This window comes from Siccirubricoccus phaeus (genome assembly GCF_008360935.1).
GTDB lineage: Bacteria > Pseudomonadota > Alphaproteobacteria > Acetobacterales > Acetobacteraceae > Siccirubricoccus > Siccirubricoccus phaeus.
The window spans coordinates 383043-408164 of record NZ_SRXO01000003.1 but is presented as its reverse complement, the minus strand read 5'-3'; the positions used below and the strand labels follow the sequence as shown (position 1 = coordinate 408164).

General features: G+C 67.7%; 28 protein-coding genes and 2 pseudogenes. 11 read left to right on the top strand and 19 right to left on the bottom strand.

From position 1 onward, the window contains the following. Positions 1–40: 40 nt before the first annotated feature. The 9 genes and pseudogenes from mnhG to E5N76_RS30310 form a co-directional block, all read right to left on the bottom strand. Positions 41–403: a monovalent cation/H(+) antiporter subunit G gene (mnhG, locus tag E5N76_RS06630; RefSeq protein WP_149536487.1), complete on the bottom strand. Its 363-nt coding sequence runs from the start codon at positions 401–403 to the stop codon at positions 41–43. Beyond that, positions 400–681, bottom strand: a complete 282-nt coding sequence (locus E5N76_RS06625) for a K+/H+ antiporter subunit F (protein WP_149536486.1) — start codon at positions 679–681, stop codon at positions 400–402. The genes mnhG and E5N76_RS06625 overlap by 4 nt, the downstream gene beginning before the upstream one ends. Then, a complete protein-coding gene (locus E5N76_RS06620) occupies positions 678–1163 on the bottom strand; it encodes a Na+/H+ antiporter subunit E (protein WP_149536485.1) in 486 nt (161 codons plus the stop codon). The genes E5N76_RS06625 and E5N76_RS06620 overlap by 4 nt, the downstream gene beginning before the upstream one ends. Further along, positions 1160–2773 carry a monovalent cation/H+ antiporter subunit D gene (locus E5N76_RS06615; RefSeq protein ID WP_149536484.1) on the bottom strand — a complete coding sequence of 538 codons (1614 nt, stop codon included), beginning with the start codon at positions 2771–2773 and terminating at the stop codon, positions 1160–1162. Before E5N76_RS06615 ends, E5N76_RS06620 begins: the two co-directional genes overlap by 4 nt. Next, positions 2770–3111, bottom strand: coding sequence for a Na+/H+ antiporter subunit C (locus E5N76_RS06610; RefSeq protein WP_149536483.1), 342 nt, complete (start codon positions 3109–3111; stop codon positions 2770–2772). Before E5N76_RS06610 ends, E5N76_RS06615 begins: the two co-directional genes overlap by 4 nt. Further along, positions 3111–6002 carry a monovalent cation/H+ antiporter subunit A gene (locus tag E5N76_RS06605; RefSeq protein ID WP_149536482.1) on the bottom strand — a complete coding sequence of 964 codons (2892 nt, stop codon included), beginning with the start codon at positions 6000–6002 and terminating at the stop codon, positions 3111–3113. Before E5N76_RS06605 ends, E5N76_RS06610 begins: the two co-directional genes overlap by 1 nt. Positions 6003–6088: 86 nt before the next feature. Beyond that, positions 6089–6550 carry a PTS sugar transporter subunit IIA gene (locus tag E5N76_RS06600; protein WP_149536481.1) on the bottom strand — a complete coding sequence of 154 codons (462 nt, stop codon included), beginning with the start codon at positions 6548–6550 and terminating at the stop codon, positions 6089–6091. Positions 6551–6915: 365 nt separating this feature from the next. Beyond that, on the bottom strand, positions 6916–8760 hold the full coding sequence (locus E5N76_RS30315; protein ID WP_149536480.1) for a TonB-dependent siderophore receptor: 1845 nt from the start codon (positions 8758–8760) through the stop codon (positions 6916–6918). 23 nt (positions 8761–8783) lie between these two features. Beyond that, a pseudogene (locus E5N76_RS30310) lies at positions 8784–9587 on the bottom strand (efflux RND transporter permease subunit); the annotation flags it as partial. Positions 9588–10019: 432 nt separating this feature from the next. On the opposite strand from E5N76_RS30310, the gene soxR reads away from it, so the two are divergent. Beyond that, positions 10020–10502 carry a redox-sensitive transcriptional activator SoxR gene (gene soxR, locus E5N76_RS06585; protein WP_149536478.1) on the top strand — a complete coding sequence of 161 codons (483 nt, stop codon included), beginning with the start codon at positions 10020–10022 and terminating at the stop codon, positions 10500–10502. 180 nt (positions 10503–10682) lie between these two features. Here the strand turns inward: soxR and E5N76_RS06580 are convergent, their stop codons facing one another. After that, positions 10683–10898: a helix-turn-helix domain-containing protein gene (locus tag E5N76_RS06580; RefSeq protein ID WP_207791881.1), complete on the bottom strand. Its 216-nt coding sequence runs from the start codon at positions 10896–10898 to the stop codon at positions 10683–10685. Positions 10899–10924: 26 nt separating this feature from the next. Between E5N76_RS06580 and E5N76_RS06575 the strand changes: the two genes are divergently transcribed. Continuing rightward, positions 10925–11536, top strand: coding sequence for an AMP-binding enzyme (locus E5N76_RS06575; RefSeq protein ID WP_149536477.1), 612 nt, complete (start codon positions 10925–10927; stop codon positions 11534–11536). Between the two features lie 59 nt (positions 11537–11595). Here E5N76_RS06575 and E5N76_RS06570 read toward each other — a convergent pair whose 3' ends face one another. From E5N76_RS06570 to E5N76_RS06550, 5 genes are all read right to left on the bottom strand, one after another. Further along, positions 11596–12762 (bottom strand): iron-containing alcohol dehydrogenase family protein, encoded by a 1167-nt coding sequence (locus E5N76_RS06570; protein ID WP_149536476.1) that lies wholly within the window; start codon positions 12760–12762, stop codon positions 11596–11598. A gap of 126 nt (positions 12763–12888) precedes the next feature. Then, complete coding sequence (locus E5N76_RS06565; RefSeq protein WP_149536475.1) at positions 12889–14181, bottom strand: site-specific integrase; 1293 nt, start codon at positions 14179–14181, stop codon at positions 12889–12891. A gap of 447 nt (positions 14182–14628) precedes the next feature. Further along, positions 14629–15006 (bottom strand): PIN domain-containing protein, encoded by a 378-nt coding sequence (locus E5N76_RS06560; RefSeq protein ID WP_149536474.1) that lies wholly within the window; start codon positions 15004–15006, stop codon positions 14629–14631. Continuing rightward, positions 14996–15442: a DNA-binding protein gene (locus E5N76_RS06555; RefSeq protein ID WP_149536473.1), complete on the bottom strand. Its 447-nt coding sequence runs from the start codon at positions 15440–15442 to the stop codon at positions 14996–14998. Before E5N76_RS06555 ends, E5N76_RS06560 begins: the two co-directional genes overlap by 11 nt. A 71-nt stretch (positions 15443–15513) precedes the next feature. Further along, positions 15514–15966 carry a tyrosine-type recombinase/integrase gene (locus E5N76_RS06550; protein WP_235907592.1) on the bottom strand — a complete coding sequence of 151 codons (453 nt, stop codon included), beginning with the start codon at positions 15964–15966 and terminating at the stop codon, positions 15514–15516. 67 nt (positions 15967–16033) lie between these two features. On the opposite strand from E5N76_RS06550, the gene E5N76_RS06545 reads away from it, so the two are divergent. The 7 genes and pseudogenes from E5N76_RS06545 (at position 16034) to E5N76_RS06515 (ending at position 21341) form a co-directional block, all read left to right on the top strand. Next, entirely contained in the window at positions 16034–16669 is a 636-nt protein-coding gene (locus E5N76_RS06545; protein ID WP_187830012.1) for a TOPRIM nucleotidyl transferase/hydrolase domain-containing protein, read from the top strand. After that, positions 16662–18077, top strand: a complete 1416-nt coding sequence (locus E5N76_RS06540; RefSeq protein WP_235907591.1) for a UvrD-helicase domain-containing protein — start codon at positions 16662–16664, stop codon at positions 18075–18077. The genes E5N76_RS06545 and E5N76_RS06540 overlap by 8 nt, the downstream gene beginning before the upstream one ends. 428 nt (positions 18078–18505) lie before the next feature. After that, positions 18506–19438, top strand: coding sequence for a DUF2493 domain-containing protein (locus E5N76_RS06535; protein ID WP_207791880.1), 933 nt, complete (start codon positions 18506–18508; stop codon positions 19436–19438). A 102-nt stretch (positions 19439–19540) separates the two neighbouring features. Then, positions 19541–20080, top strand: a complete 540-nt coding sequence (locus E5N76_RS06530) for a hypothetical protein (protein WP_187830011.1) — start codon at positions 19541–19543, stop codon at positions 20078–20080. A 501-nt stretch (positions 20081–20581) separates the two neighbouring features. Next, positions 20582–20899, top strand: coding sequence for a DUF736 domain-containing protein (locus tag E5N76_RS06525; protein ID WP_149536470.1), 318 nt, complete (start codon positions 20582–20584; stop codon positions 20897–20899). A gap of 22 nt (positions 20900–20921) precedes the next feature. Next, a pseudogene (locus tag E5N76_RS06520) lies at positions 20922–21074 on the top strand (transposase domain-containing protein); the annotation flags it as partial. A 66-nt stretch (positions 21075–21140) separates the two neighbouring features. Then, positions 21141–21341, top strand: coding sequence for a hypothetical protein (locus E5N76_RS06515; RefSeq protein WP_149536468.1), 201 nt, complete (start codon positions 21141–21143; stop codon positions 21339–21341). A 19-nt stretch (positions 21342–21360) separates the two neighbouring features. Here E5N76_RS06515 and E5N76_RS06510 read toward each other — a convergent pair whose 3' ends face one another. From E5N76_RS06510 to E5N76_RS06495, 4 genes are all read right to left on the bottom strand, one after another. Beyond that, entirely contained in the window at positions 21361–21939 is a 579-nt protein-coding gene (locus tag E5N76_RS06510; protein ID WP_149536467.1) for an RES family NAD+ phosphorylase, read from the bottom strand. A gap of 3 nt (positions 21940–21942) precedes the next feature. Beyond that, positions 21943–22269 (bottom strand): helix-turn-helix domain-containing protein, encoded by a 327-nt coding sequence (locus tag E5N76_RS06505; RefSeq protein WP_235907590.1) that lies wholly within the window; start codon positions 22267–22269, stop codon positions 21943–21945. 17 nt (positions 22270–22286) lie between these two features. Continuing rightward, the gene (locus E5N76_RS06500; RefSeq protein WP_149536465.1) at positions 22287–23675 is read right to left on the bottom strand and encodes a hypothetical protein; all 1389 of its coding nucleotides are present in this window, start codon (positions 23673–23675) and stop codon (positions 22287–22289) included. Between the two features lie 73 nt (positions 23676–23748). Beyond that, complete coding sequence (locus tag E5N76_RS06495; RefSeq protein WP_235907589.1) at positions 23749–24027, bottom strand: helix-turn-helix domain-containing protein; 279 nt, start codon at positions 24025–24027, stop codon at positions 23749–23751. Between the two features lie 164 nt (positions 24028–24191). On the opposite strand from E5N76_RS06495, the gene E5N76_RS06490 reads away from it, so the two are divergent. Next, positions 24192–24458 (top strand): DNA -binding domain-containing protein, encoded by a 267-nt coding sequence (locus E5N76_RS06490; protein WP_149536463.1) that lies wholly within the window; start codon positions 24192–24194, stop codon positions 24456–24458. A 122-nt stretch (positions 24459–24580) separates the two neighbouring features. Further along, the gene (locus E5N76_RS29370) at positions 24581–24919 is read left to right on the top strand and encodes a transcriptional regulator domain-containing protein (protein ID WP_187830010.1); all 339 of its coding nucleotides are present in this window, start codon (positions 24581–24583) and stop codon (positions 24917–24919) included. Positions 24920–25122: the final 203 nt, after the last annotated feature.

The window sequence follows — 25122 nt, the reverse complement described above, 5'->3', positions numbered from 1 at the left end:
GGCCGCGAAGCCCGCCGGCCGCCGGGCCACGCCGGCGATGTCAGGTGGCAGGCTGGTTGATCGAGGGTGGCACCGTCGCATTCTTCTCCAGCCGGTCCCGGTGCAGCGCGGCCCGGGCGACCAGCATCAGCGTGACCGGCGTCGTCAGCACGATGAAGGCGCCGATCACGACCTCATGGATGACGAGCCGCGTCTGCAGCACGGAGAAGAAGATCATCGAGGCGATCAGGATGCAGCCCATGCCGTAGGAGGTGGCGAGCGTCGGGGCATGCACGCGCTCATAGAAGCTGCGCAGGCGCAGCAGCCCGATCGAGCCGATCAGCGTCAGCCCGGCGCCGCCCAGCAGCAGCAGCGCCACCGGCAGCGCCGCGAACCAGGGGAGCTCGGCCGCCTGCGGAATCATTCGATCACCTCGCCACGCATCAGGAATTTCGCCAGCGCCGCGGTGCTGACGAAGCCGAGCAGCGCGATCACCAGCGCCGCCTCGAAATAGACCTGCGTGCCGGAGCGGATGCCGAAGGTCACCAGCAGCAGCATCGCGTTCACGTAGAGCGTATCCAGCCCGACCACGCGGTCCTGGGCGCGCGGCCCGCGCAGCACGCGCCAGGTCGCGCACAGCATCGCCAGGGCAAGCATGAGTTGCGCGAGGAGAAGGCACCAGCTCAGTACCATTGCCGTCATGCGAAGATCTCCATGAGGGGCTGCTCGTAGCGGTCCTTGACGAGGCGCATCCACTCTTCCTCTTCCCCCAGGTCGAGCACATGCAGCAGGAGGCAACCCTCCTCGCCATCATACTCCACCCAGGCGGATCCCGGCGTCGCGGTGAGGATGGCGGCCAGCACGGCCAGCGCCCTGGGATCCCGCAGGGCCAGAGGAATCCGGATGAAGCCGGCGCGACGATCCTTGGGTCGCCCGAGGATGGCGCGCGCCACGGCGAGGTTGGAGCGGGCCACATCCAGCAGCACCTGGCCCGCCAGCCGGAGCGCGACGCCCGGACGCCGCAGCCGGGGCCGGCCCGGATCGAGCTGGGCCAGCGTCCAGCCGCCGATCAGGGCGATGATGCTGCCGATCAGCACGGGCCCCGGCGCCAGGGTCTGGTCGAGCACCAGCCACAGGAGGAGGAGCGCCGCCGAGACCAGCGGGTGGGGCAGCAGCTTCCTCATCGCGGCCGCCCCACCACCTGGCGCACATAATCCTGCGGCGTATGGAGCGAGGCGGCCGTGGCCTGCATGTAGCGCATCACCGGGCCCGCAGCCACGGTCATGCCGATGCAGACGAAGATCAGCAGCAGCACCGGCGCGATCTCGACCGCGCCGACCCGCGGCACGGCGCGGTCGAGATCGGCCCAGAGGTTGCGGATGCCGGCGCGCGTCATCGCCAGCAGCGTCGCGAAGCCGGAGAGGATCAGCGCGATCAGCAGGGCCCAGCCGCCCGGCGTGACCAGGGCCGGCCCCTTCCCCAGCCCGGCGGGGTTCAGGATGCCGTCCAGCATCGCGAATTTGGCGATGAAGCCCGAGAGCGGCGGCAGGCCCGCCAGCACCAGCGCGCAGCAGAGGAAGCAGGTGGCAAGGGCCGCCATGGTCATGGGGATGGGCACGCCGATCCCGTCATCGCCCTGCTGCTCCTCCTCGTCATCGCCGTCGCCGAAGGCTTCCAGCGTCACGGCGAGGACGTCGGCGCCGAGGTCGCGGCCGCGGTCCAGCAGCTCGATCAGCAGGAAGAGGGCGCCGATCGCCAGCGCGGAGCTGGTCAGGTAGAAGAGCGCCCCGCCCGTTACCGCGATCTGCCCGGCGCCGACAGCGGCGAGCAGCGTGCCGGAGGAGATGAGGACGCAGCCGCCCGCAAGGCGCGGCAGGTCCTGCGTGCCGAGGACGCTGATGGCGCCGAAGACGATCGTCACGACGCCGCCGGCCATCAGCCAGGTATTGCCGAAACCGGCGGATTCCCCCGTCTCCGGCCCGAAGAGCAGCAGGACGAGCCGCAGCACGGCATACACGCCGACCTTGCTCATCATCGAGAAGATGGCCGCCGCGGGCGGGCTGGCAGCGGCATAGGTCGGCATCAGCCAGAAGCCGAGGGGCCACATCGCCGCCTTCACCAGGAAGGCGACGCCGAGGATGGCGGCACCCGCTTCCAGCAGCGGCCGGTCCGCCGCCGGCATCCGCGGGAGGCGGGCGGCGAGGTCGGCCATGTTCAACGTGCCGGCGACGCCGTAGATCATGCTGACGCCGATCAGGAAGAGCAGCGAGGCCGCCAGGTTCATCGAGATGTAGTGCAGCCCCGCCTTCACCCGCGCGACGCCCGAGCCGTGCAGCGCGAGCCCGTAGGAGGCGGCGAGCAGGACCTCGAAGAAGACGAAGAGGTTGAACAGGTCCCCGGTGAGGAAGGCGCCGTTCAGCCCCATGAGCTGGAATTGCAGCAGGGCGTGGAAATGCGCGCCCATCCGTTGCCAGTGCGCCAGCGCATAGAGCAGCGCCGCCAGGCCGAGCAGCGCGGTGACGAGCAGGAGCAGGGCGGAGAGCCGGTCCACCATCAGCACGATGCCGAAGCTGGCCGGCCAATTGCCAAGGCGATAGACCTGCAGGGAGGCCGCCCCGCCGGCATGCGCCTGCACCGCCAGGGCGGCCGCGGCGGCGAGCATGGCGAGGATCGAGGCGAGGCCCATCGCCGCCTTCAGCCGCCACCGGTGCTCGTCCAGCGCGACCATGATCGCGCCGAGGATCAGCGGCAGCGCGATCGGCAGGATGGCGAGGTGTTGCTGCCAGCCATTCACCGCGGCGGCCTCCCATCCACATGGTCGCCGCCGGTGAAGCCGCGGGCAGCCAGCATCACCACCAGGAAGAGCGCGGTGGTGGCGAAGCCGATCACGATGGCCGTCAGCACCAGGGATTGCGGCAACGGGTCGGCGAAGCTGGCGGGATCGCCCTTGCCGCCCGGCTCCAGGATCGGCGCCGCGCCGACGGGGAAGCGGCCCATGCTGAAGATGAAGAGATTCACCGCATAGGAGAGCAGCGACAGCCCGATGATGAGCTGGAAGGTGCGCGGCCGCATGAGCAGCCAGACGCCGGAGCCGCCAAGGATGCCGATGGCAAGGGCAAGGACGAGCTCCATCAATTCTCTCCGGCGGCGGCGGCGGCGGGTTCGGGCAGGGCGGCGACCGGCGGTGGCGGCGCCGCGCGCGGGCGGCGCACCGATTGGTGGGCGAGCGCGATGAGCATCAGCACCGTGGCGCCGAAGACCAGGGCGAAGACCCCGAGATCGAAGATCACCGCGCTCGCCAGGGGCAGCTTCCCCAGCGGGCCGAGATCCGCATAGGCGAAGTAGGAGGTCAGGAAGGGCTTGCCGAAGGCGATCGCCGCCGCGCCCGTGCCCGCCGCCAGCAGCAAGCCGAAGCCCATCCAGCGCAGGGGCAGCACGCGCAGATGGTCCTCCACCCAGCGCGTCCCGCCAGCCATGTATTGCAACAGGATGCCGATGGCGAGCATCAGCCCGGCGATGAACCCGCCACCCGGCTGGTCATGCCCGCGCAGCAGCAGGTAGAGCGAAACGGCGATGATCACCGGGAAGATCAGGCGCATGGTCACGGCGGGGATCAGCAGCCAGTCCCGCGCCTCGCCCTGCTGCTGCTCCGGCATGCCGACGCTCTCCGCCGCCGGGCGGAAGCGGCGCAGCAGGGCGAAGACCGTCAGCGCCACGATGCCGAGCACGGTGATCTCGCCCATGGTGTCGAAGCCGCGGAAATCCACCAGGATCACGTTCACCACATTGGTCCCGCCGCCTTCGGTATAGGCACGTTCCAGGAATTGACGGGAAATGCCGTCGGGCGAGACGCGCGTCATGGTGGCGTAGGAGATCGCCGTCAGCCCGAGCCCGGCGGCCGCGGCGATGGCGAGGTCGCGCAGGCGCCGCAGCCGGGCGAGGATATGGCCCGAGCCTGCGCTCTCGATGCGCTTCGGCATCCAGCGGAGGCCGAGCAGCATCAGCACCGTGGTCACGATCTCGACCAGAAGCTGCGTCAGCGCCAGGTCCGGCGCGGAGAACCAGACGAAAGTCAGGCAGGTGACCAGCCCGGCGCCGCCCAGCATGACCAGCGCCGCCAGCCGGTGGTACTTGGCCTGGTAGGCGGCGGCGATGGCGCAGGCGCCGCCCACCACCCACATCAGCGCGACGACCGGATCGACCGGGGTGAGCTGCACGCCGCCAGGGGCGAGGCCATGCGGCAGCAGCGCCAGGGTGGCCGCGAGGAAGGCGATGCAGACCAGCAGCCGGAGCTGCATCTGCAGCCGGTCGGTCGCCATCAGCCGTTCCAGCGCGCGGGCGAAGCGCCAGGAGATGAAGACCATCACCTGATCGAAGGCCCGGCGGCCATCGAGCCGCTCCAGCAGCGGCGTGCCATCGATGCCGGCATTCAGATGCCGGTACAGCAGGCGGTAGAGCGCCACCCCGCCGGCGAGTGCGATGAGGCTCATCACCAGCGGCAGGTTGAAGCCGTGCCAGACGGCCAGGCTGTACTCCGGGGTGGCGTCGCCCAGGATCGAGCGCGCGGCGAGGTCAAGCAGCGGACCGACCGTGGCGGAGGGCAGGATGCCGACGACCATGCAGGCGAAGACCAGGATCTCCACCGGCACCCGCATGAATTGCGGCGGCTCGTGCGGCTTCTTCGGCAGATCATCCGTCTCCGGCCCGAAAAAGGCGCCATGGATGAAACGCAGCGAGTAGGTGACGGCCAGGATGCTGGCCAGCGTCGCCGCGATGGGCAGGATGCTGTGCAGCAGGGTGGGCGTGGTCGCGGCCGTCAGCGCCTCGGTGAAGAACATCTCCTTGGAGATGAAGCCGTTGAGCAGCGGCACGCCCGCCATGGCCCCGGCCGCCACCAGCGCCAGCCGGGCGGTGAAGGGCATGGACTGGTTGAGGCCGGAAAGGCGGCGGATGTCGCGGGTGCCGGTCTCATGGTCGATGATGCCGGCCGCCATGAAGAGCGAGGCCTTGAAGGTCGCGTGGTTGATGATGTGGAAGACGGCGGCGACCATGGCGAGGTCGCTGTTCAGGCTGAGCAGCAGCGTGATCAGGCCGAGATGGCTGATGGTGGAATAGGCGAGCAGCGCCTTCATGTCGTGCTGGAAGATGGCGACATAGGCGCCCACCAGCAGGGTGATCAGGCCGACCGGGCAGAGGATCCAGAACCAGGCATCGGTCCCGGCCAGCACCGGCCAGAGCCGCGCCAGGAGGAAGATGCCGGCCTTCACCAGCGTCGCGGAATGCAGATAGGCGGAGACCGGCGTCGGCGCGGCCATGGCGTGCGGCAGCCAGAAATGGAAGGGGAATTGCGCGCTTTTCGTCATGGCGCCAAGCAGGATCAGGACCAGCGCCGGCAGGTAGAGCGGGTGCGCCCGGACGAGGTTGCCGGCCGCCAGCACGGCATCCAGCTCATAGCTGCCGACGATATGGCCCAGCACCAGCACGCCGGCGAACAGCGCCAGGCCGCCGCCGGCGGTGACGGTCAGCGCCATGCGGGCGCCATCCCGCGCCGCGGCGAGGTTCTGCCAATAGCCGATCAGCAGGAAGGAGAAGAGGCTGGTCAGCTCCCAGAAGAAGACGAGCTGGATGAGGTTGGCCGAGAGCACCAGCCCCATCATCGAGCCCATGAAGGCCAGCAGGAAGGAGAAGAAGCGCGGGATCGGGTCGTCCGGCGACATGTAGTAGCGGCTGTAGAGGACGACGAGGAAGCCGATGCCCGATGCCATCACGGCGAAGGTGGCGGCGAAGCCGTCCATCCTCAGGGTGAAGGAGAGGCCGAGCTCCGGCGCCCAGGGCAGCGCGACACGAGGGATCCTCCCGGCCGCGATGTCCGAGTAGCCCAGCACCACCATCAGCAGCGTCAGGAGCGCGGTGCCCCCCGCGAGCCATGCCACCGTGCGGGCATTGGCGGGCAGCAAGGCCGTGATCAGGGCCCCCGCATAGGGCAGCAGGACCGCAGCGAGTAGGTAGAAGGCGTCTTGCATCGGGCGCCCGGCTCTCCACAGGTTCGGGGGTCCGTGCCCGCCCGCGATCGGGGCACGGGGTGCATCAGGACCTTATAGAGGCGCGGTCAGGGCGCGGGGCGGTCCGCGGCCTGAAGTGTCTGCAAGGCCTCGGAGGCGGAACGGGCGCGGCGGAGCTGCCGGGGAAGCTGGTTGTCGCGCAGGACGCGGCAGATATTCGACAGCGCCGGCAGGAAGCCTTCCGAGGCAGCTTCCGGCCAGAGGACGAGGAAGACCAGGTCCACCGGCTCGCCGTCGCGTGCCTCCAGATCGATGGGGTGGGTGAGCCGGGCGAGGACGGCGACGGGGGATTCCAACCAGTCCACGCGGGCATGCGGCATGGCGACGCCACGCCCCAGGGCCGTTGAACCCAGCTTCTCACGGGCCAGAATGGCCTCGAGGACGTCATCCTTGGGCAAGCCGAGCCGGGCTGCCACCTCGGCCGCCAGCATCTCGAACAGGTCACTCTTGCTCTTGGGCGAGAGAGAGAGGATTCCGTCCGGCGCTGGAAAGAGGTCTGCGATCGCCATCTGAAATCTCACCTTTGGGTCCGGAGGTAGGTTAAGTCAGCTTAACATAGTCTCGCGGCCTGTCGGATTCCTGCTGCCGCCCCGGAACGGATTCGGCGCGGGCGGGGGAGAAGGCCGCCATCTGCGGAGACCCGCCTGCGGGGCGTTCGGGCGGCTACCGGCAGCGGAAGGTCGGGCAGTGGCCCGGCGCAAGCCGCATCTCGCCCTCGCCGGCTCGCGCTTGCGCTGCGCCCTGCGGCCCGGGGGGCAGCGGGCCCCGCATCGCAGCAATGAAGATGGATGACTCTCGGCGCCGGCCCTGGCTGCGCTATCTCGAGGACACGAAGATGCGTCCGATCAGGTCCAGATGCCGCGCCACGCGCCGCTCACCACCGGTAGCTCAGCGTGGCGAGTACGGTGCGCCGCGCCGCGAAGAAGCAGTCCGAGGTGTTGGCGCAGGTCACCACCCGCTTGTCTCCAAGGTTGGCGGCGTTCACCGCCAGGCGCGCCCCCTCCAGCGCCGGCGCGAAGCGCCCCAGCTCGTAGCGGATGGCGGCATCGAACAGCGTGTTGGTGGGGACTTCCAGGGTGTTGGCGGCATCGCCATAGGCGCCGGAGAAGTAGCGAGCGCCGCCGGCGATGCTGAGGCCGGCGAGCGGCCCCTCCGGGAAGGTATAATCCAGCCAGAGCGAGGCGCTGTGCTCCGGCGTCAGCGTCAGCCGCTTGCCGAGATTGGCCGCGACGGTGGTGCGCGTCACCTCGCTGTCCGTGTAGCTGTAGCTGGCCAGGGCGCTCAGTCCCATGCCGAGGCTGGCGCTGCCCTCGATCTCGATGCCGCGGACCCGCGCCTCGCCGGTCTGCACCTGGAACATGGTGTTCACCGGGTCGGTGGTCAGGACATTGGTCAGCGTGCCGTCGAAGGCGGCGAGGCTGACGGCGGCGTTGAGGCCCGGCGGCTGATAGCGCAGCCCGATCTCCCATTGCTCGCCGCGCGTCGGGCGGAAGGGCGAGCCGGCGGCATCGGTGCCGATCTGCGGCTGGAAGGATTGCGACCAGGAGACATAGGGCGCCAGGCCGAAATCGAAGAGGTAGTTCAGCCCGACCCGGCCGGAGGCGGCGCGGTCGCTCTGCCGGGTCCGGCGGTCGGTCAGGCGGTTGTCGGTGTCGGTCTCCACCCAGTCATGCCGGCCGCTGAGCGTCAGGGTCCAGCGATCGAAGCGGAGCTGGTCCTGCAGATAGAGGCCGACCTGGTCCTGCGTCGTGAAGGTCCTGGCCATGTTGTAGCTGGTCGGCAGGGTGAAGGCGCCGCCATAGACCGGGTTGAAGAGGTCCAGCGAGGAGGCGGTCCCGCGCCCGAAGCCGTAATCGGCGAAGGCACGCCGGTAGTCCAGCCCGGCCAGCACGGTGTGCGAGACCGGGCCGGTGGAGAACCGCGCCTCGCCCTGATTGTCGAGGGTGAAGGCATCGGCGTGGTCCCGGATGGCGACGGCCACCCGGTTGAGCGTGCGCTGATCGGCCTGCAGCCCCATGCCGCGCACGACATTCAGGTCGATGTCGAGGCGGGAGTAGCGCAGGTTCTGGCGGAAGGCGAAGCGGTCATCGAAGCGGTGTGCGAAGGCGTAGCCGATGCCCCATTGGTCCCGGTCGAAATTATTGGCGCCCTTCTCGCCGACGAAGCGGTTGATCGGGACGGTCCCATAGGGGTTCGACCAAAGCGTGCCGCGCGGCGGCAGGAATTGCTGCACGCCGGAATCATCGCGTTGCCAGTAGGACAGCAAGGTGAGGCTGGTGTCGGGGCTGATGCGCCAGGTGAGGCTGGGCGCCAGGAACAATCGCCGGTCCCGCACCTCGTCGGACTGCGTGTCCGAATCGCGCGCGAGGCCGGTGAAGCGGTAGAGAAAGCGCCCATCCTGGTCCAGCTTCCCGCCCAGATCGAAGGCGCCCTGGAGCCGGCCGAAGCTCCCGGTCTGCAATTGCAGCTCCCGCGTCGCGACGTCGGTCGGCCGTCGGCTGATCATGTTCAGCATGCCGCCGGGCGGGATCTGGCCGTAGAGCACGGAGGCCGGGCCGCGGAGCACCTCAAGCCGTTCCAGGCCCCAGGGTTCCACCTGCGGTACGGCATAGGTGTTGAAGGGCAGCCGCATGCCGTCGAGGAATTGCGCGCCCTGCAGGGAGTAGCCGCGCACCGTGCTCCAGCCATAGCGGAGATCGCTGCCATAGGGTTCTGCCATGACGCCGGGAAGGTAGCGCAGGGCCTGCTGGGTATGGCGATGACCGGCCCGACGATCTCGCGTGCACCGACCAGCGCCGCCTCGACCGGGGACAGCCCCTCCTCGATATGGCGGTGGATGTTCTCGACCACGACGATGGCATCGTCCACCACAAGTCCGATGGCGAGCACCATCGCGAGCAGTGTCAGCAGGTTCAGCGAGAAGCCGAACATCAGCATCAGCGCTGCCGTCCCGATCAGCGAGAGCGGGATGGTCACCACCGGGATGATCACCGCCCGGAGCGAGCCGAGGAACAGGAAGATCACTACGACGACGATGGCGACGGCCTCGATCAGGGTATGCTCGACCTCGTCGATCGACGCATTCACGAACCGCGCGACATCGAAGGTGCTTCGGACCGCAATGCCCGGCGGCGCCGCCCGCTCGATCTGAGGAATGAGCGCGTTCGCGGCCGCGACGATTTCGAGCGGATTGCCATCCGGCGTCGGCGTCAGGCCTACAAGAATCGCCCTCTCGCCGTCCGAGAAGGCGGAGCGGTTGTAGTCCTGCGCACCGATCTCGATGGTCGCCACATCCTCGAGGCGCACCAGGCCGTCGCTCCCGGTCTTGATGACCATCCTGCGGAACCCCTCCAAGCTCCGCAGGTCGGTCTCCGCTGTGATGTTGGTGACGGTGATCTGCCGCGATTCTGCCCCGGTAGGCGCCAATTCCCGCGACCGGCCGATCTGGATTTCGGCGAACCTCAAGCGGGCGGCTGCAGCAGCGCGATCGGCTCTCTCGGGCGCATCCAACTGGCGGACAAGCTCCGTACCGGTGTTTACCGTCATGCCTGCTTCGAACCGGATCTCCACGACGCGGCCCGCCACCTCCGGCGCGAGCATCACCTCTCGGACAGCCTGGAGCGAACCCGTGGCGCTGAGGAACTGCGGTAGGGTTTCAGCCTGCAGCTGGATCGCCGTGACCTCCACCGGGGGCGGCGCATAGCCTGCGGAGGACGCCGCGATGCGCGAGGCTCTCCAGTAGTAAATGCCGCCGAAGATGAGAACGAGAGCCAGGACCGAGAGCAGTATGGGGACTGTTCTGATAGGGCTGCCGCTGGTTTGGCTGGTGGTCGTCGACATGTCGGCTCCGCGCTGAGTGGGCCCGCGCCGCACTGCGCAGACAGCCCGCATGCGCAGGCCGACGGGACTTATAAGACCTCAACTATGATTGAGGTCAAGTGGCTCCCGAAGTATGGGTGAGGTCTGGAAAGGATAGCCATGCCGACAGCCAAGCCGAAGCCAACCCACCTGAGTGTGGGCGTCGTCGCGAAGCGCAGCGGGGTCGCGGTATCGACGATCCACTTCTATGAGGCGAAGGGGCTCATCGAGGGCTGGCGCTCGGATGGCAACCAGCGCCGATACACCCGTGACGTGCTGCGCAGGGTGGCGGTGATCAGGATTGCGCAGCGGGCGGGGATCCCCCTGGCGATCGTCAAGGACTACCTGTCCTCGATTCCCACCGACCGGTCGCTGACGAAGAAGGACTGGCACCGCCTCACGGCCGCTTGGCAGACATTGATTGATGAGCGGATCACAGCCCTTCTGCAGCTCAGGAACGACCTTGAGGGCTGCATTGGATGCGGGTGCCTTTCGCTTTCCGACTGCCCCTTGCGCAACCCTGATGACCGGCTTGCTGCGGAAGGCCCTGGCCCACGTCTCCTCCTGCGGAAGAAAGGGCAGCGCAATTCGAAGGCCGCTTAGGCGGGTGTGCGTGGCAGGCTGCTGCATGAGGCGGTGGCTTGACGTCCAGCCGCCGGGACTGCGGGCCTGAGGAGGAAGCTCGACTGCGCCGCCGCCGAGCACTCAATCAGCGCCTCGCCAGTCTGAGATGCGAGCCAATGAAACCGGATACGCGCTCCGATCCCGGGCGAGGCGGCAGCTTCAAGCCTCCACCGGGCGAATGACGTAGGTGCACCGGCGCGCGCCGCTCACGATATGCTCTGTGCGTTCGACCGCAGCCGCTGGTCCAAGCACCATCCTGAAGACTTCCAGCTCCGCGCGGCAGAAGCCCTGACAGAATTCAGCGGCGGCGCAGATCGGGCAGTGATTCTCGAACAGCAGAAGCGAGCCGTCCTCAGCCTCTTGCCAATCCGCCATGTAGCCTTCGGTGGCCCGAAAGCCCGATGACCATCACCGTCCTGCCCCGCGCCTGCCACGCCGACACGGCGCATCCGCGCTACCTCGAGCGGCTGGCCTCGGTCGGCTACGCGCAGGGGATCGTCGAGCTGCGCGTGGTGGATCCGGACGGCAAGCCGCTGCCCGCGGGCGAGACGGGCGAGATCATCCTGCGCGGCGACACTGTCATGTCGGGCTACTGGCGCAATCCCGAGGCCACCGCCGCCGCGCTCCGCGACGGCTGGCTCTGGACCGGCGATGTCGGCGCGCTGGACGCGGACGGCTTCCTGACGCTGAAGGACCGCTCGAAGGATCTCATCATCAGCGGCGGGACCAACATCTATCCGCGCGAGGTGGAGGAGGTGTTGCTGCTCCACCCCGATGTGGCAGAGGTCTCGGTCGTCGGCCGCGCCCATGCCGATTGGGGCGAGGAGGTGGTGGCCTTCGTCGTCGCGCGGAGCGACGCCTCGCCGACGCCGGCCGCGCTCGATGCCCTGTGCCTGGAACGCATCGCGCGCTTCAAGCGGCCGAAGGAGCACCGCTTCGTGGCCGGGCTGCCGAAGAACAACTACGGCAAAGTCCTGAAGACGGAGCTGAGACGGCTGCTCGGCGCTTCCTAAGGCATCGTCGGCTCACGCATCCGCCAGGCGCCTTCTTTGCGACTCTTGGGGGAGACTCCTCACCAGGCCTCCTCGAGGACATTCCGTACTTCCGCTGGGTCGGCGATGGGGCGCGGATTGTTCCGGACGAACCAGTCCTGCAACGTCACCTTGGCCAGGTCGTCGAAGCACTCTGCCCCAACGCCGATGTCGTGCAGCCGCCGCGGAAAGCCGAGTGCCGTGGAGATCGCCCCCAGTTCGGCGATCACCGCAGCTTCGAGCTCCTCCTCGCTCGTAGTTGGAGCCTGGAAGGCATCGGCCAGCTTCCTCAGCCCCTTCCGCGCGAAAGGCGCATTGTAGCGTACAACGTGCGGCAGGACGATCGCATCCGTGACGCCGTTGTCCACGTGAAATCTCGCGCCGATCGCGTGACCAAGCGGGATCGCCAAGCCCGCCCCGGTGAAGTCCGACCCCTGACCGGCCAGGATCGAGGCCGCCATCAGATCGGCCCGCATCGCAGGATCATCGCTGCGCATGGTATCGGGCAGGCGCGCTTTCAGCAGGCGCACGGCGTGCATCAGAAGCGCATCGGAGATGGGATTCTCCAGGCGCGACAGCAGGCCCTCGACGGCCAACGTCAGGGTGTTGACGCCCGCACTCGCGAACAGCGGTCGCGGCGCACTTTCGACGGCTTCCGGCGGCAGGAAGATGGCCTGTGCCCTCGTCTTGGGGTCGAAGAGGGCCAGCCTCGAATTGGCAACAGGATCAAGAATGGCGCTGCCTGCCTTGGGGATTGCCGTGGTGGGCGTCGTCGGGACTACGATCTGCGGGATCTTTGGCGCTGCCAGCTTGGGGCTCTTCAGCTCTCCGGTGGCGTCCGGCTGGGTGCAGAGGGCAGCGACATCCGCATTTTCTGCGAGCAGAATCGCGGCCGCACGCGCGGTGACGATGGCGGACCCGCCGCCGATTGCCACCGCGGCGTCCGCATCCAGCCGGCGCAGCGCCTCGGCCGCCTCCTGCACGGCCGGCAGCGGGCTGTGGGGGCGTACGCCTGCGTAGATTCCGGCAAAGCGCGGGCCCAGCGCTTCGCGGGCGAGCTCGACCAGCGGTCCGCTGCTCACCGAGGAACCGCAGACGATCACGGCTCGATGGCTGCCGAGGCGCGCCAGTTCGCGGCCGAGATGCGCAAGGCAGCCAGCACCCTGGAACAGCCGCAGCTGCGGGACGAGGTAGCGGAAGGACTGCATGAAGGCTCCTTGTGTCGGTCGCTGCCTTGCGCCGCGCTCTATGGTTTGGGCCGGACAAAGGGAGCAGGCCAGCCGGAAGCCTGCCGTCGCTGAGCGTGCGGAGAGCAGACGGCACCCACCTTGTTGCTATCGTCGCTGCTCGCAGCACCATGTCCACGCATATGCGTCGCTCCGACTCTGTCTGGCGTCATTCTGCTGCCCCGAAATCTCTACTCCGGCGTGAGTCCTATCCGCAGCCATGATCAGCGACGTGTCGACCGCGTGGATATAGCGGCTGGTCACCGATCCCTGCGCATGTCCCAGCAACGCGGCGACGGTCGACTCAGTGAAGCCGAGATCGTTCGCGATGCTGGCGAAGCTGTGGCGCAGGACATGAGGGGTGACATCGGCGAGCGGTGTCTTCGCGAAGATCTTGTCCCAGTGCTTCGGATAGCCGATCAACGGCTTGCCATCGAGGAAGCCGCGGAACACCGGGCCGACCGCTTCACGCGGCCGATCCGCCTCCAGCATGTCGACGGCGGGAAGTCCGATCGGACGGACGGATGCGCCCTCCTTCGTGTCGTGCAGACGAAGGCAGCTGTTGGCGGTGTCCACCTCGGACCAGGTCAGGTTGAGGATCTCGCCGCGGCGGCATCCGGTCAGCGCGAGCAGACGGGTGATCTTCGCCGAGGTGCGGAGTTGATCGTCAGCGAGTGCCTTCGCCAGCAGCTTCCCGAGCAGCCGATACTCGTCTTCCGAGAGGCGCCGCGTCCTCTTCTGGTCAGCGGCTTTCCGGATGCCATGCGCCGGGTTGGAGTCGATGATGCCGGCCTCGCGCGCATAGGTCAGCAGCGCGCCGAGGAAGCCAACCGTGCGGCGACCCGTCCCCATGCCGCCGCGAACGATGGCGCGCCCGCGCCTGCGCGTCTTCACGTCAGCCTTCGTCTTGCCGGACGCGATGTCGCGCATGAACTGCGTCACGTCGGCGCTGGTGAGGTCCTTCACGCGCCGCGTGCCGAGCAGCGGGACGATGTGGCGCTTGATGCGCCCCTCGTCGGTGTAGATCGTCGAGGCCTTCTTCGGCCGTTGCTTCTTGCCGAGGATCAGGCCTGCCTTCGCGTCGGCCATGTACCGCTCGCAGAGCTCCTTGACCGTGATCGCGCGGTGGTCGAGCTCCCTCTGCTCTGCCGGATTGTCGCCCTGCGCGATGCGGCCGAGGAGCACGCGGGCTTCCCGCCGTGCCGTCTCCGGCGTCCAGACGCCATGCACGCCGATCGTGAATCGCCGGGTGCGCCCCTTGGCACGATACTGTACGACGTAGCTGCGCCGTCCCGAGGTGAACACCCGGAGGCCGAACCCGGGCAGTTCGTCATCCCAGATGAAGTAGTCCGCATCCCGCGGCATTGCCTGATCGACGGTGCGCTTGCTGAGCTTTCCCACGTCCTGTGCTCCTGGTCCGAGTTGGGACCCGTGGGCTCCATTTCCGGAAGCACCACGGCAGCACCCGGGCCGAAACTTCGACGTGCAGACGGATACGCGATGCGGAGGGAGATGCCAGGAAAACTCAATCTACGTAGTAGGTTAGAGGGCTATGGCGTAGAAAGAGAAGGCTTGGCGAAATCGTTCCGGATACGCTCCGAAGGCTTGTGTCAAGGGTGTCTGCGCCCGAAGGTTGTTGAAAAAGATACGGAATGACAGTAGGTTAGAGGCCTCTCTGGCAAACGCCACGCCAGCAAAATTTCCCGCGTAAGCATCGCGTAAGCAGCTTGGGGGGAAGCGATGGCGGGGAAATGGATAGGATGTCGCGTGCGAGAGCGGGCGTCGGACGATCCGTCAGAGAGGTTGGTAGAAGACGGTCGAGTCTGTTGACCCTAGGGGTCGCTCGGGCTAGGCATGATGGCATAGCTGCGCGGTCGGGAAGTGCTTCGCGTTCCAGGTCACGATCACCGCGGCGCCGCCGTTGATGGCGGCGGCAAGAACGTGCCTGTCGTTGGCATCTGGCAGCGACAGAGTCGGGATCAAAGTCTGATAGCCACTGACGTCGGCCTCCGGCAGGACAGCCTTCATCCGGTCGCGCGTGGCTTGGAGCCGCGTGATCGGGATGCCCGAATTGGCCGCGAGATTCCTGATCCACTCCGCGTGAATGTCGTCCGTCCAGCGCGCCACCACTAAGCCGTCGACGGCGCACTGGATCAGGACATTGCGAAGGTGGAAGGGATAGAGGACGCAGGCATCATAGACCGCGACAGGTGGTTTAGAGCCCATGCTTGCTGATCAAGTCCTCTGTGTCCTCGGCCAGCGCGTCGAGCGCCTTCTGATGCGCGTCGAGACGGTCCTTCAGGACAAGCACGTCTTTCAGCAGAGCACGGCGGTGCTTGCCGACATAGCGGAACGGCAGATCGCCGATGTCCATCCGGTGGACAACGAGCGGTCGTGAGATGCCGAGCACTGCCGACGCTTCCATTGGGCTCAGCTCCTGATCCTCGGTCAGCAGCGCGACGCGCTGGCCGCTGAGAAGGCGCGACAGCAGCGCCTCGACGACGCTGTTCGCGGCTGGCGGGAGTGACAAGGTCTGTTCCCGGCCGTCGGGGCGTCGGACGTGCAGTTCGACATGATCGCCCTCCGCCAGCTTGGGCAAAGGAGACACCTTTTTGCGGTCCTGGTCAGACAGCCCGGTGAACTGGACGACTTGGCTGGTCATGGCTTTCTCCTGCCCGACCAATATAGGTCGGACAGGCTATAACTGCAATAACTGAAATCTCGCTACCTCGCTCATGCTGCGAGGCGCTGTTCAGCATCGTTCACCCCGTCTACGTCTCCGACAGCCTTCTGAAGGAACCGAGCGAGGGCCGCTTTGTGGGAGTCACGATCGAGGGCGTAGGCCGTCTGCTTGAATTCGATCCCATCGAGCAGGCCCTGGATGTAGCCCGAGATCGTGTCGGCGGCCATGATCAGCGCCGTATCGAGCGTGTGGATGTAGTTGCTCGTCACCGAACCTTTCGAGTGGCCGACCAGCGCCGCGATCGTCACCTCGGTGAAGCCCAGGTCGTTGGCGATGCTGGCGAAGCTGTGCCGCAGGACGTGGGGCGTGATGTCGGAGAGCGCCGTGTCTTCGAAGATCTGCCGCCAATGGTTCGGGAAGCTGCCAAAGGCGTTGTCATCGCCTTGGCCGGGAAACACGTAGGTCCCGAGACCCTCATGCCGGCGAGCCTCGAGGAACTCCACCACAGGCAGCCCTCGCGCATAATCCGGGCTAGTCGGCACCGAGGACGCGATCCAGGGAACGATTCGTGTGCAGCCTGACGCCTTTCTCGCGCGATCGGTGCTCATCTGTGAAGGTGCCAGCGAGGTCGGCCTCCTTCGTGGGCTCGATCTGCACCGAATGACCGCCGGCCAAGTATCCCTTAATGCCCATGGCGTCGCGCTGGTCGACGCGGGCGGCGTTACTAAGATTTACGTTCGAGCGAACGCGCTAGCGTCGCTCGGTTACCGCGTTGCAGTGCTACGCGACGACGACGTGAAACCCGACGCGGGCGAGGAAGGTGTCTTCGAGGTTGGGGGCGGTGATCTGTTCAAATGGCAGGACGGGCAGGCGCTGGAACAGGCGCTGTTCGCCGGAGTTAGCGACAATGGGGTCCACCTGTTGCTGGAAAGGGCGGTCGAAATCCACGGCGAGGAGCTGATCGCCGCGCACATTGATACCACCTCGTCTGGGATCATGAGCCTCGCGGATTGCCGCGGACGGATGACAGACCTTATCCGGACTACTCTCGCCGACGCCGCCAAGTACAAGAAGAACAGCTGGTTCAAGACAGTGAGCTGCATGGAAGAGGCCGCGCGCGACATCATCGGCCCCGACCTGCCGAATGCGCGCCCCGAGTTTCGCGCAGCGATCGAGGCCGTGTTCAACTGGTGTGCGGATGCCTGAGGTCGATCTTCTCTCGATCGCCCGTGGCACCGTGACGGCGCCCGCTGGATGCGGGAAAACACATCTGATTGCTCAGGCGCTCGGGCGCCACGAGAGCTCGAAGCCAATCCTTGTCCTCACGCACACCAACGCCGGTGTGGCGGCTCTCCGCGCGCGGCTCGACTACGCGGGGGTCAGGCCGTCGCAGTACCGGCTGTCGACCATCGACGGCTGGTGCATTCGCCTGCTGACCCTGTTCCCCAAGCGGGGTGGGCACGATCCGGCGATCATGTCGATTCAGAATCCGCGCACTGATTACCCGGCAATCCGCCGCGCAGCGGCCATCGTGCTGCGCGACGGCCATGTCGCCGATGTGCTCGCCGCGACATACGCTCGGCTTATCGTCGACGAATATCAGGATTGCTCGGAAATCCAGCACGCCATCGTGGCCTTCGCGGCGCGAAGTCTCGACACCTGTGTTCTCGGTGACCCTTTGCAGGCGATCTTTGGCTTTCAAGGCAATGCGCTCGCAGACTGGGACAAGCATGTCTGCGCGTATTTCCCGATTGCAGCCGAACTCGATACGCCTTGGCGATGGATCAATGTCGGGGAGGAGGGCTTCGGCCGTTATCTTCTCGATGTTCGCCGCGCGCTGATCGCAGGGCAGGGCATCGATCTCGCGGAAGCACCACGAAATGTTTCCTGGATCCGTCTCGACGGCGCTAGCGACCATCAGGAACGCTTGCGTGCAGGCGGCATAGCGGCAGCCGAGGACGAAAAGGTTCTGATCATCGCCGACTCGCGCAACCCGGCTGGCCAGCGCCAGTTCGCCAGTCAGATTGTTGGGGCGGTCACGGTCGAGAACGTCGATATGCGCGATCTCGTCGCATTCGGCGAAGGGCTCGATCTTGCCTCGCCGGGGGCCCTGGAGCATGTTGTAAATTTTGCCAGCAGTGTCATGACCAACACCGGGGGTACCAACCTGCTCGCGCGCGTGGCCACCCTGCGCCAGGGCCGCGAGCGTAAACCCGCCTCGCCGGCCGAAGCGGCTGCGGTGCGATTCGCGGGAGCGCCCTGCTACCGCTCCGCTGCGGATCTTCTGGTCGAAATCGGCAAGGAGGCGGGCGTCCGTACCCACCGGCCTGCAATCCTGCGCGGCGCTTTGCGCATGCTCAAGAATTGCAGCGACGACGCCACCTTGGCTCCTGCCGAAGCAGCGGTTCAGGAGCGCGAGCGATCGCGGCTGGTCGGACGACCTTTTGCGCGACGGACCGTCGGCAGCACGCTGCTGCTCAAAGGACTTGAGGCGGATCTCGCAGTTATCCTCGATCCCGCCGAGATGGACCGCAGGCATCTCTACGTCGCGATGACACGCGGCGCAAAGCGCCTGGTCATCTGTTCGCGACATAACCGACTCACGCCCGCATGAGGCGATGTCCGTATAGAGGCCGCCCAGCGCGAAAAGGCGGACTGTCCAGTCTCCGCCAGAAGCAGCCGTTCAATTGCGGCAAGGCGCGAATGTCGACGCGATAGACATGCTCGGATGCCTGGGACTCACTCGGGATTCTTGCGCGCTGAACTCATCCAAGCGGCTCTCCTCGCACATGACCGCGTCCACGGCCTTCTCCCCGGCGATCGGGCCGGAGCCGCTCCCTCCCCGCAACGCCGTCGCGCGCCTTTCTTCCCCGCGGCCCTGACGGGCCGCTTCCTCGCGAGGCAAGAAAGCCGCGCGCCGCCGTCCTCCGCTGCGCTGCGGCCCTCCGGCTTCGCCTGCGGGTGCCGGTCCGGCCCGCCCCCGGCCGGGTGATCGCCACGAAGGCCGCGATGGGCGCGGCCCGTGACAGCGAGGACCCGGCCATGACCGACCGCTTCGACGACGCCGAACCTACCCACGCCGCCACCGCCACCGCGCACCTGCTCGACGAGCTGCAGCTCCACGGCTACCGCCCCTTCGCAGACGAGCCCGATCCGCGGCCGCTGCCCGATCCCGACCGCCTCTCCGGTGCCGTCGGCGACATCTTCGACGCACTCGTCGCAAGCCTCGGCGAGACGCGCCTCGAGCCCGACCTGCCCGACCTCCTCTGGTCGCTGGTCAACCTCTTCCATCGCGGCATCGACCGCATCGGCCGCGAGCTCGACACCAACGAGGCCGCGCAGCAGCGCTCCCAGCGCGAGCAGGACGGCTCCGAGGTCCGCTCCGTCGAGCTGGAACGCCTCCTCGCCCAGGGCCTCACGCTCATCGAGCGCCGCAACGCCTTCGAGTTCCTCCGCGACGCCGCGGCCGAGCACTTCGAGAACCACACCGGCTCCGCCTGGCGCCCGCGTGCGGGGTCAATGGTCAGCCGGCGCACGATGACCGCGGCGATGATCGACAGCCGCGACTTCCTCGCCGCCAGGCGCCGCGCCGAGACCGAGCCACTGATGCCCCCGGGCGTGCGCATCGCCTTCGCCGGCGGGGTCGATTGCAACGATCACCAGCGCATCTGGGCCGCGCTCGACCGCGTGCACGCGAAGCACCACGAGATGGTGCTGCTGCATGGCGGCACGCCGAAGGGCGCCGAGCGCATCGCCGCCTGCTGGTCCGATCAGCGCAAGGTGCCGCAGATCGTCTTCAAGCCAGACTGGCACCGCCACGCCAAGGCCGCGCCCTTCAAGCGCAACGACGCGCTGCTCGAGACGCTGCCGATCGGCGTCATCGTCTTTCCGGGCTCGGGTGTCACCGACAACCTGGCCGACAAGGCGAAGCGCCTCGGCATCCCACTCTTCGACTTCCGCGGGGGCGGCGGGTAGCGCCGCCCGCACCATGATGCGCTCGCGCAAAGGCGAACCGCTGCACGCCCGCGATCCGCTACAATCGGGGCGCATCATCGCGCCTCGACCGGGGAGGGTCGCATGACGCTTGGCATTGTCGTCAGCCTGTTCGGCCTCGGCACGGCGCTCGTGCTGCTGTTCACGCTCGCCATCTACGCCGTGCCGATCTTCGTCGGGCTGACGGTCGGCATGTGGGCTTTCGAGACGGGCGCGGGCGTGATCGGCGCGGCGCTGGTTGGCCTCGTCGCCGGCGTGGTGGCGCTGTTCGCCGCACAGCTGCTTTTCGCGTCCGTGCGCTCGCTCGCCCTGCGGGCCGTCATCGCGCTGCTGTTCGCCGCACCGGCGGTCGTGGCCGGCTACCACGCGGTGCTTGGGATCTCGGCGCTGCTCGTGCCGTCGGAAGCCTGGCGGCACGTCTTCGCGGCGATCGGCGGCCTAGCCGTCGGTGTTTCCGCGGCAGTGCAACTGGCTGCGTTCGCGGGCGCCGGCGCCCAGCCGAGGCAGGTCACCGTTGTCCCTCCTGACGCGGAGTTTACCGAAGGGGCGGGACCGCATCAGCCTCGCCTGCCATCCCCTTCCACGGCACGCCTGCCCGCGCCGTCATCGGGATCGCGCGGCTGACCCCGAAAGAGAGCGGCCCTCGTCGAGGACATCCACGCCGCGCCCCACCCAGCCGGGATGATGCGCAACAGGGCCAGCGTTTCGCCTTCCCCGTTCCGGCCAGATCCTCCCTTGTGCACGCCATGGGCGCCGTGACCGCGATGCCTGGTTCGTCGCGCTTGTGCCGGGCGCGGCGACTGTCGCCTGCTGTCTCCGTGGTCCGTCCGGTGTCGCGCTGCCACGCTCCCTCGGATGGCCTGATCTGGCCGAGGGACGGCTGACGCCTCGGGCGCCTCGGCCGCAACGGCGCCGGTGCGACTTTCTTCCCCTGGCTACCCACCCCACGCGGCAAGCCGCGCGGGGACCCTGGGTGGGCCATTCCTCGCGAGGCAAGAAAGTCCCCCAGCCCCGTCCTCCGCTGCGCTGCGGCCCGCAAGCGGGTGTGTCGGCGCCCGCCCCCGGCCGGACGATCGCCATCGAGGCCGCGATGGGCGCGGCCCGATCGACAGACAGGAGACAGTCATGGCGACCATCGGCACCTTCACCCGCACCGGCGACGGCTTCACCGGCACGGTCTCGACGCTCACCCTCGACGCCAAGGTCCAGGTTCGGCCGGCCGAGAAGAGCAGCGACAAGGCCCCCGACTTCCGCATCTTTGCCGGCCGGGCCGAGATCGGGGCGGCGTGGAAGAAGACCTCGAACGAGGGCCGCGACTACCTCTCGGTGAAGCTCGACGACCCCTCCCTGCCGGCGCCGATCCTGGCGAACCTCTTCGAGATGGAGGGCGGCGAGTTCGAGCTGATCTGGTCCCGCCCCAACGGCAACCGCAGCAGGGAGTGAGCGGCCAGCGGGCCCCGCCCGAGAGGGCGGGGCCCGCTCGGCGGTGGTTGCCTCGCTCATCGAGACCTGCAAGCTGAACAACGTTGACCTGCAGCGCTACCTCGCCGACGTACTGGCGCACCTCATCAACGGCTGGCCCAACAGCCACATCGACGTACTCATGCCGTGGCACTGAGCGGCCGACGAGATAGGCACCGCGTCAGGCGAAGGCTACGAGGGCCCGCAGGCCTCGCCTACCAACGTGCTGAACGTGCTTGGCGGCCTGGTTGCGCTGGAGGCCGCGCAGGCCGACGTTCTGGAACGCATCTGCAGCGGCCCGACGCTGCGCGCTTTGGCGCTGCAGGCGGCGCTTCCGGCGGATGCGACGAAGGCGCCCACCGCGCGGCGCGGTCGTAGGAGCGTGGCGGCGCAGGGCAATCTGTTGGGCAGCAGTGATCCCTGACGCACGGGCGGCGCGTCGCTCAGCCGTTGCGCTGCGCATTTCGCCAAGCCGTCCAGTCGACGATGCCGTGGTCGCGCACGACCTCGACCGCCTCCGGTCCGGCGACGCCGCAGAATATGACCAAGTTGGGATGGGTGGAGCGCGCGCTCGGTACGAACAGGCCGTCGCGGCCGTGGAAATGGGCGGCCTCGGCGATCTCTTGCGTGCGCGGATATTCGAGCTGCCGTTCGCTGTAGGACAGCTGACCGAATGTCCCGGTCTTGAGACCCAATCCCCCCAGGACCTCCAGCGAGGCGATGCGCACGCAGGCATCGAGCGTGACGCGAAGCTCGTGCAGGCTATAGCGCACCTGTGACGGCATCACGGGCTGGCCGCGGCTGAGATGGAAGAACATCTCGGCCCGGGCGCCATCGGCATGCGTCGAGGTGTAGAGCACTTCGAAGCTCCGATCGTCCCAGCGGCCGCCGACCGCGCTGCACTGTGTCGGATCGCGCCCTTCCCGCACGACGCGCCACACTGGGCCGCTCCAGGCCTCCCGCGGCAAAGCCTCTACGGCGTCGAGCAGGTGGTTGTCGCGGGGGGAGCGGGCCGCGGCCATGCGTCAGAGATACACGTCCGAGTCCAGCCGATCGAGGATGCGCAGGATATCCTCGGACCGATTCTGGTTGATCAGGTCGATGGCACGCTGGCCATCGAGTTGCGGATGCCGCGCGTAGAGCCAGGTGCGGATTTCATCCGCACTGTAGTACTCGGTGAGCCGCTGGACGATGAAGTGAAGGTCGGACAGGACCAGCTGCGTGTCCGGCTGCGGCTTGACGGTGCCGGCCTTCCACCGAGAGACCGTCGCCTTGGACACGTCGGCGATGTTAGCGATGTCGGTGCCGGACAGGCCACCGAGCGCGTTCAGATCTTCGATATAGCGGGGCATCGCCCCTGAGCGTGCGTTCATGGCTTCCCGGTTGCCGACTTGCGTCCGCCTCCACTTCGGAGGGCAGCCACGCGCGCGCGCGGCACGTCGTTGCCACGGGTCTCGTGAATGGTTTCCAAGGTCGTCCGCATCTTCTCAGTCGTCCGGCTGTGATCCGCCAGCCGTTTCATCAAGGCTTCCGGGTCAACGTTGTGGCGCGCCGCTTCAGAGGCGTCCGGCCGCAGCGCCTTGATCTCGCGTGCCGTCCTATCCGCCTTCGCCATCGGACCGTCATGGCCAAGGAAATACGTCTCGCGCCGAAGGTCCGGCACGGCCTCCAGCCTCGCGATGCTGCAGAATAGCTGCCGCGCCGCATGCCCGCGCGGATCAGCGACCATGCTGTCGTAGCCATGCTTGCAGCACGCGCGATCGGCGCACCCGCAAATGCGGCGGCCATTCTTCGCGCTGGCGAGCACGTCGAGCTCGGCGCGTGTGAGCGTGCGGTTGAGGCCGGGTATCGAAACCCGGACAGCGCGACCGAACTTCGCGTCGTCGGCCCGCGGCTTGGCTGGCTTGTGCCAGTCGCCCGTATCGAAGCGCTCGCGTTCGCCGATGCCCTGCGCGATTCCGGAGACCACGCCGAACGCCAATGCAGCCTGGCCTGGCAGCCCGCCCAGATGATCGGCGATCACGGGCTTGCCGAGATTGTGCAGCCCTGCCACGGCGGAGAGGTAGCGGCTCATCTGCAAGGGGCCGGCATCTGCGCCCAAACCCACGACGCGCAGCCAGACGTGGTCGATGGGTAGCCTGCCCAGCATCGCAACCAGCAATCCCCGCTGGCTCGGGTCGTTCAGCATCGCACTCGGAACGATCAATGGGTAGTCGATCGGAATGGCCTGGCCGCCCTCGCGGTCAAGCGCCTTACGCAGGGCAAGGCACGCGTCGGAATCGACACTTATCCAGTCGCGGAACCCCGGGTCACCGAGATGATGCGCTGGCGACAAGACAGCGGTGACGCCGGACGACACCGCCAAACGGGCAATTTGGCCAATTACGTCGGTCGACGCGTCCGGCCGGAAATGATCGGGACCAAGCGGGCCGGCACCTTCCGGCAGCGCCCACGGTGCACCCCGAACCTGCCCGGCATGCTTCCCGACGCTTGCGAGTTCGGCCACCTCGGTATCCAGGACGATCTCGCCACCAGCGTCTCGGACCGCGGCGACGAGCTCTCGCTGATGACGCAGGCGGGAAGCTTCCACGACCAGCCGGCGGGCCGGCAGATGGCCTGCTGCGTGCAGATCCGCCAGCTTCCGATGGGCCTCACCGACCCAGAGATACGTCGCGATGGGCGACGACGGGGCCGAGGCGGGCTTCGGGAAAGGGAGAATCTGAGCAGCCAAGGCACACCCCACGCATTGGTGTTTCATCGATACCTATTCCTGAAACGCCAATGCGTCAAGCGGGCCTATGCCGCGGTGCGTCGCCTTAAATGTTGGGGCGTCACGGGCCCTTAGGTGCGGTCGTTGTCTTTCCTGAGCGACCCCCTCGGCGAAGCGGTGCGGCCGCGCCGCTTTCGCCATCCGGCGCGACGAGCGCGACGTGACTGACGCCCAGGGCGGACGCCAACTCGAAGAGTGTGACGATGGTCGGGTTACGGCGCCCGCGTTCCAGGCTGCTGAGATACTGCTGGCTGAACCCGGACCGCTCGGCGAACGCCTCCTGCGTCAGGCCCTTCTCCAGCCTGATCCGACGCACGTTCCTCCCCACCAGCCGGCGCATATCCATGCCGGCACGGTCGGATCGTTACATACTTTGAGTTTATCTTCTATAGTGTGTAAATCGCGCGCCCCCGCTCCCATGTAACGCCCCGGCTGGCGCTCGCTGCCCGGATGGGTGACCCTGCGGCGACAGCGCGATGAGACGCCGGCAGAGGGGGCGCCCGCATGACCGCCGCGAGGATCCTCGAGACCCCACCCGACGAACCGCGCGTCACGGCCTATGACCTGGCCCACAAGATCCTCTACCTCCGCCTGCTGGATGCCGCCGCCGAGGGCGCCGACTGGCGGGAAGTCGCTCGCATCGTCCTCGGCCTCGACCCCGATCACGATGCCGACCAGGCACGGCGAATCCACGACAGCCATCTCGCCCGCGCCCGATGGATGACCGAGGCCGGCTACCGCGATCTGCTTCGCCAAGGCTCGGCGAACTGACCGGCGTTGTGCCGACGGCAACACGTGTTGCCCGGTGCGCGCCTCCACAACACACCGGATAGTCGCATCTCTCGGCATGCTGCGCGCGGAGCGTGCGCTCCGCGCTGTGCCGGAGCCTTGCCATGCCGTCGCGAGACTGGCGGTCGGCGGCCGCCTACGCAGAGCTGGAGAACGCCTCGGCGCGCGAAATCGCCTGGGAGTTCCTCCGACGCAACCCGCGCTATGTGTGCGACTGGGAACAGCTCGACGACGCACGGCCCGACGACGCGGCCGACGCCGTCGCCGAGCGCTGGGGGTTGCGATTTCCCGGCCGACCCGACGCTCGACGCGTGCGCGGCGGGCGTCGTCTGGATGCCGGCGCTCTGCGCCGCCACCGTGGCGCTCTCGGTCTTGCCGCCGTCATTCTCGCCACGCTCTCCGGCTGCCCTGCTGCCTGTGAACTCGCCGCGCCAGGCGAGTGACGGCCTGCACGGCGCAGTGGGCGAGCCGCCGATCCCGGTTTGGATCGCGCGCGGCGGGACGCCTGGCGGTGCGACAATCGCAGCCCATACACCACCCGCGCGGCCATTCGTCGGCCGATCCCGAGCAGCCGAGGCGCACGAGGCGGACGGTCCAGCGGGTCATCGCGGCTCCATCTTCGCCATCCGTCGCAACGCCGGGGGCT